Source organism: Klebsiella sp. MS 92-3, assembly GCF_000195655.1.
Lineage (GTDB): Bacteria > Pseudomonadota > Gammaproteobacteria > Enterobacterales > Enterobacteriaceae > Klebsiella > Klebsiella pneumoniae.
Genome location: NZ_GL882731.1, coordinates 14,343 through 19,435 on the forward strand (window position 1 = coordinate 14,343; position 5,093 = coordinate 19,435).

Annotated in this window: 5 protein-coding genes; all 5 read left to right on the forward strand. The window is 61.6% G+C overall.

The window, feature by feature from the left end; translation table 11 throughout:
- The first annotated feature begins 95 nt into the window (after window positions 1–95).
- From HMPREF9538_RS23720 to HMPREF9538_RS23700, 5 genes are read left to right on the forward strand one after another with little or no spacing between them, the layout of a single operon-like run.
- Window positions 96–980, forward strand: a complete 885-nt coding sequence (locus tag HMPREF9538_RS23720; RefSeq protein WP_004146807.1) for a carbohydrate ABC transporter permease — start codon at window positions 96–98, stop codon at window positions 978–980.
- Complete coding sequence (locus HMPREF9538_RS23715) at window positions 970–1,857, forward strand: carbohydrate ABC transporter permease (RefSeq protein ID WP_009484068.1); 888 nt, start codon at window positions 970–972, stop codon at window positions 1,855–1,857. The genes HMPREF9538_RS23720 and HMPREF9538_RS23715 overlap by 11 nt, the downstream gene beginning before the upstream one ends.
- Window positions 1,858–1,867: 10 nt before the next feature.
- Entirely contained in the window at window positions 1,868–2,692 is an 825-nt protein-coding gene (locus tag HMPREF9538_RS23710; protein ID WP_004178398.1) for a phosphodiesterase, read from the forward strand.
- 5 nt (window positions 2,693–2,697) lie between these two features.
- Entirely contained in the window at window positions 2,698–3,771 is a 1,074-nt protein-coding gene (locus tag HMPREF9538_RS23705) for an ABC transporter ATP-binding protein (protein WP_009484069.1), read from the forward strand.
- Entirely contained in the window at window positions 3,764–5,074 is a 1,311-nt protein-coding gene (locus HMPREF9538_RS23700) for an ABC transporter substrate-binding protein (RefSeq protein WP_009484070.1), read from the forward strand. The genes HMPREF9538_RS23705 and HMPREF9538_RS23700 overlap by 8 nt, the downstream gene beginning before the upstream one ends.
- Window positions 5,075–5,093 lie beyond the last annotated feature (19 nt).

A 5,093-nucleotide genomic window follows, 5' to 3' on the forward strand; every position in this document is an offset into this window, starting at 1 on the left:
GTTTTCCCCGTCGCTTCATCAAACCGTCATCTCCCCGCCATGCCTCTGTAGTCATTGCTTCCCACAATCCGGGCTTCGATAAATGGCTGAACGAGATGCGCGTCACCATGAGAAAGACCTGGCTTCCCTGGCTGATCCTGTCGCCTTCCCTGCTGTTTTTACTGCTGTTTACCTGGTTCCCGCTGGGGCGTTCGGTGTATGACAGCCTGTTTGATACCCGCATGGCCAGCGACGGCGCACAGTACGTCGGGCTGGATAACTTCGCCCGCCTGTTTGCCGATAACGTCTTCTGGCAGTCGCTGGGCAATAACCTGCTCTATATCCTGCTGACGGTGGTGCCCGGGGTGACCCTCGCCCTGCTGCTGGCGGTCGCCCTCAGCGAGAACCATCGTGTCAACCGCTGGCTGCGCACCGCCTTTTTCTTCCCGATGATTATCCCGATGGTCAGCGCCGCCGCGCTGTGGCTGTTTATCTTTATGCCCGGCCTCGGCCTGCTCGACCACTATCTGGCGAAGCTGTTCGGGCCGATGAACAACAACTGGCTGGGGCGCAGCAACAGCGCGCTGCTGGCCCTGGCGCTGATCGGCGTGTGGAAGTTCGCCGGCTACTACATGCTGTTTTTCCTCGCTGGGCTGCAGAGCATTCCGGCCTCGACGCGGGAAGCGGCGCTGATGGAGGGGGCTACCCGCACGCAGGTCTTTTTTAAGGTCACGCTACCGCTGCTGCGCCCGACCCTGAGCTTTGTGATCACCACCGCGCTGATCTACTCCATCACCCAGATCGACCACGTGGCGGTGATGACCCGCGGCGGGCCGGACAACGCCACCACCGTGCTGCTCTATTACATCCAGAATCTCGCCTGGGATACCCACGACCTCGGTAAAGCCTCCGCCGCCACCTTCCTCACCCTGGCCGGGCTGTTCGCCTTCTCGCTGATTAACCTGAAACTGCTGGAGAAAGGAGCCCACTATGAGCGCTGAAATCTCGCCGCTGCTGGTCCGCACGCCCGCCGCCGCCCGTCCGCTGTGGCTGCGCCTGCGCCGCTCGTCGCCCTTTACGCTCACAGTATTGATGTGCTGCATGGCGCTGCTGTGGGTCAGCCCGTTTATCTGGATGCTGGCGACCTCGTTCAGCGCTACCACCTTCGGCGACGATATGGCGTCGCTGCTGCCGCGCCTGCCGCTGACTCTCGATAACTTCCGCGACGCCTGGCAGAGCGCCGACTGGCTGAGCCTGTACGCCAACACCCTTATCTTCACCTTCGGCACCTTCTTCGTGCAGCTGTTGACCATCACCACCGCCGGGTACGTCTTCGCCTGCCACGAGTTTCGCGGCAAGCAGACGCTGTTTCTCCTGTTCCTGGTGCAGCTGATGATCATGCCGGTGGTGATGATGGTGCCAAACATGCTGACCCTGAAAACCTTCGGCCTGCTCAACACCCTCACCGGGGTGATGATGCCCTACTTCACCTCGGCGTTCGGCGTGTTCCTGATGCGTCAGGCGTTCCTCGCCATTCCGAAAGAGCTGGAAGAGGCGGCGCTGATGGAGGGCTGCCGCTGGTGGCAGGTGCTGTTCCGCGTGCTGCTGCCGATGTCCTGGCCGTCGGTGCTGGCCTTCGCCACCGTCAGCATTACCTACCACTGGAACGAGTACCTGTGGCCGCTGATGATGCTCAACGATCCCGATAAGCAGGTGCTGACCGTCGGGCTGGTCTCCTTCGCCATGGGCGCCGAATCCGGCGGCCAGTGGGGCACCATCGGCGCCGGGACGCTGATGGTCTGCCTGCCGCTGATGCTGGCGTTCATCCTTTTTCAGAAACAGTTCCTGCGGAGCTTCGGCTTCTCCGGGATCAAATAAGGAGTGATTCATGCTGTTAGCGCACATTTCCGATACCCATTTCCGCAGCCGCGGCGAGAAGCTGTACGGCTTTATCGACGTCAATGCCGCCAACGCCGACGTGGTCTCCCAGCTTAACGCGCTGCGCGAGCGCCCGGACGCGGTGGTGGTGAGCGGGGATATCGTCAACTGCGGCCGCCCGGAGGAGTATCAGGTGGCCCGCCAGATCCTCGGCAGCCTGAACTATCCGCTGTATCTGATCCCCGGCAACCACGACGACAAAGCCCATTTTCTCGAGCATCTTCACCCGCTGTGCCCGCAGCTGGGCAACGATCCGCAAAATATGCGCTATGCGGTGGATGACTTCGCCACCCGCCTGCTGTTTATCGACTCCAGTCATGCCGGCACGTCAAAAGGCTGGCTGACCGACGAGACCATCGGCTGGCTGGAAGCGCAGCTGTTCGAGGGCGGCGACAAACCGGCGACCATCTTTATGCACCACCCGCCGCTGCCGCTGGGCAATGCGCAGATGGACCCTATCGCCTGCGAAAACGGCCACCGTCTGCTGGCGCTGGTGGAGCGTTTCCCGTCGCTGACGCGCATCTTCTGCGGCCATAACCACAGCCTGACCATGACCCAGTATCGCCAGGCGCTGATCTCCACCATTCCCGGCACCGTTCATCAGGTGCCGTACTGCCACGAAGACACCCGGCCCTATTACGACCTCTCTCCGGCCTCGTGCCTGATGCACCGTCAGGTCGGCGAGCAGTGGGTGAGCTACCAGCACTCGCTGGCCCACTACGCCGGGCCGTGGCTGTACGACGAAAACATCAGTTGCCCAACGGAAGAGCGCTAACCGCCATGCTCAGTCTGCAAAACATCAGTAAACGTTTCGACGGCAAACCGGCGCTCAGCGCCCTGTCGCTGGATATTCACGAAGGTGAATTCGTGGTGCTGGTCGGCCCGTCGGGCTGCGGGAAAAGCACCCTGCTACGCCTGCTCGCCGGGCTGGAACCGGTCAGCGAAGGCCAAATCTGGCTGCATGATGAGAACATCACCGCCGCCACGCCGCGCGAGCGCAACTTCGCGATGATCTTCCAGAACTATGCCCTGTTTCCGCATCTGTCGGTGCGCGACAACATCACCTTCGGCATGAAGGTGCGCAAGGAAGAGAAAAGCAGCTGGCAGCCGCGGGTGGATAAAGTGGCGCAGATGCTGCAGCTGGAGGCGCTGCTCGACCGCAAACCGGCGAAGCTCTCCGGCGGCCAGCGCCAGCGGGTGGCGATGGCCCGGGCGATTGTGCGCAATCCGCGGCTGTTCCTGATGGACGAGCCGCTCTCCAACCTCGACGCCCGCCTGCGCAGCGAAGTGCGCGACAGCATTATGGCGCTCCACCAGCAGCTGAAAACCAGCACCATCTATGTGACCCACGATCAGACCGAGGCGATGTCGATGGCCGACCGCATCGTGGTGATGAACGGCGGCCACGTGCAGCAGGTAGGACGGCCAGAATATCTGTATGCCAACCCGGCCAATCTGTTCGTGGCCGGATTTATCGGTTCGCCGGCGATGAACCTGCTATCGCTCCCCTGCGTTGACGGCAACGTTCAGCTTGGCGAACAACGCCATCCACTGCCGCCGCGCCACCGGGATCAGACCCGCGTCTGGCTGGGCGTTCGCCCGGAACATATTACCGACCGCGTAGAGGAGGGCCATCTGCGCCTGCCGGCCACCGTTCTGCAACGAGAACTGATGGGGGCCGATTACCTGCTCCACGTCAGCACCCCGATCGGCACCCTGCGCTTTAGCCGCCGCCACCGCGGCACGGTGCCGGAGAAAGGCGAGTCGCTACTGGTCGGCTTCTCACCTGCCGATGTGCATCTTTTTCATGCTGAGACCCAGCATAATTTGTTGATGGAGTGTAATCATGTTTAAACCTTTTACGCTAGTCGCGGTTGGCCTCAGCCTTGCCCTGAGCGGCGCGGCGCTGGCAAAAGAGAAAATAGACTTCATGTTCCCGGCGCCGGTGGACGGCAAGCTGACCATGGAGATGACCCGCGTCATTAAGCAATTCAACGACTCGCAGCAGGATGTCGAAGTGCGCGGCATCTTCACCGGCAACTACGACACCACCAAGATCAAAGCCGAATCGGCGCAGAAGGCCGGCCAGCCGCCGGCGCTGGTGATCATGTCCGCCAACTTCACCACCGATCTGGCGCTGAAGGATGAGATCCTGCCGATGGATGAGCTGTTTAAATATGGCGATCAAAAGGCCGGCGATTTTCTGCACAAGGAATTCTGGCCCGCGATGCATAAGAACGCCCAGGTGATGGGCACCACCTATGCGATCCCGTTCCATAACTCGACGCCGATCCTCTACTACAACAAGACGATGTTCGATCGGGCCGGGATCAAACAGCCGCCGCAGACCTGGGCCGAGCTGCTGGCCGATGCCAAAAAGCTGACCGACGAGAGCAAAGGCCAGTGGGGGATCATGCTGCCGTCGACTAACGACGACTACGGCGGCTGGATCTTCTCGGCGCTGGTGCGCGCCAACGGCGGGAAATACTTTAACGAAGACTATCCGGGCGAGGTCTATTACAACTCGCCGACCGCCATCGGCGCTCTGCGCTTCTGGCAGGATCTGATCTACAAGGACAAGGTGATGCCGTCCGGGGTCTTGAACTCGAAGCAGATCAGCGCCGCGTTCTTCTCCGGCAAGCTCGGGATGGCGATGCTCAGCACTGGCGCGCTGGGCTTTATGCGCGAGAACAGCAAAGACTTTGAGCTTGGGGTGGCGATGCTGCCGGCCAAAGAGCAGCGCGCGGTGCCGATCGGCGGCGCCAGCCTGGTGAGTTTTAAAGGCATCAGCGAGGCGCAGAAGAAAGCGGCGTATCAGTTCCTGACCTATCTGGTGAGCCCCGACGTGAACGGCGCGTGGAGCCGCTTCACCGGCTACTTCTCGCCGCGCAAGGCGTCATACGATACGCCGGAGATGAAGGCCTATCTGCAGCAGGATCCGCGGGCGGCGATCGCCCTTGAGCAGCTGAAGTACGCCCATCCATGGTACTCCACCTGGGAGACCGTGGCGGTGCGTAAGGCGATGGAGAACCAGCTGGCGGCGGTGGTCAATGATGCCAAAGTGACGCCGGAAGCGGCGGTGCAGGCGGCGCAGAAGGAAGCCGACGCGCTGATGAAACCGTATGTGGATAAGACCGCGCTGGCGGAAGTGAAGTGACGCTTTACCCGTCATCGCC